General features: G+C 50.6%; 1 protein-coding gene and 1 pseudogene. Both read left to right on the forward strand.

Features of this window, described 5'->3' with window-relative positions; genetic code table 11:
* Window positions 1-126 (forward strand): annotated as a pseudogene (locus WDJ60_RS18785) (IS701 family transposase); the annotation flags it as partial.
* Window positions 127-281: 155 nt separating this feature from the next.
* A complete protein-coding gene (locus WDJ60_RS18875; RefSeq protein ID WP_417750483.1) occupies window positions 282-554 on the forward strand; it encodes a DUF4367 domain-containing protein in 273 nt (90 codons plus the stop codon).
* Window positions 555-995 lie beyond the last annotated feature (441 nt).

The following is a 995-nucleotide window of genomic DNA, read 5'->3' on the forward strand; positions in this document are numbered from 1 at the left end:
AAAGAAGCCGTGTACAACCTTCTCTCGTGGGTTCGAGACAACGATGATCGTGGCGTCGATGACCTTATGCAAGAGATCGACCATCTTTTCGTTCACTCAACAGCCGACACTAACGTTCAAAGCTGAGGTGTTATAAAAACCAGCACCCTGTGTTGGTGATACAAAAGTAAGACATCTTTTTATAATTAACTGAGGCATGTCAAATCGGGTGTGAAAATTAAAACGGTCGGTTCTTACCGGCTTTCTCTCCCGAACCAGCTACCCTTCCCCGCGACTTCACCCTGGAGAACGTCACTACCACGCAATCCGAAGACACGACATCCGTATCGTCAACGCACGTGAACGATTCGCCAACGCTACGGAGCAGCCAGTCCACAGCCACTCAGTCAGCGACTCAGGGTGAAAATGTATCTGTCGCGGGTCACGCTGGCTCGTACGTGGAGTTCGGTGATCAGGCCATTCTGCAGTGGCAGAGTGACGAGTTCAGATACTCAGTGAGCGGGCCGTTCTCGCAGTCAACACTTGTTGAGGTCGCAGAATCACTTCACGACTGACTTTCACTCGTCCAGTAGACAGAATCTGATTTCGCCGTAGCACCCTCGGACAGGGAAAATATCTCTATTGATATTGTCAGTGAATTATAAATTTGATAGTACAGACACCGAAGGCAGTGTGACTGGTGGATACCGATGGTAGTCGGTCACCTATTTCAACACCCGTGAGTTGTGACGCAGTACGAAGCCAACGGGAACAGTTATCCAAACCTAGTGCGGCTTCAGTCCTGAACTGCTAGCTTTATCTACGTAGAGCGCCTCTAGCGAGTATTCAGAAATCTTCTGAAGTAGACCATGCCACGAACTCAACAGTACTCTGTCGATCTGTCTGCCGATGAACGAGCGGAACTGAACGCGATGCTTTCGGCTGGCACATACAAGACGCGGGAACTCACGCGTGCACGGTGTCTCTTGCACGCCGATGACGGCTTGACTGACCCG

Origin of the sequence: Salinibaculum salinum (assembly GCF_037645885.1) — an archaeon.
In the GTDB taxonomy this organism is placed as follows: Archaea; Halobacteriota; Halobacteria; order Halobacteriales; family Haloarculaceae; genus Salinibaculum; species Salinibaculum salinum.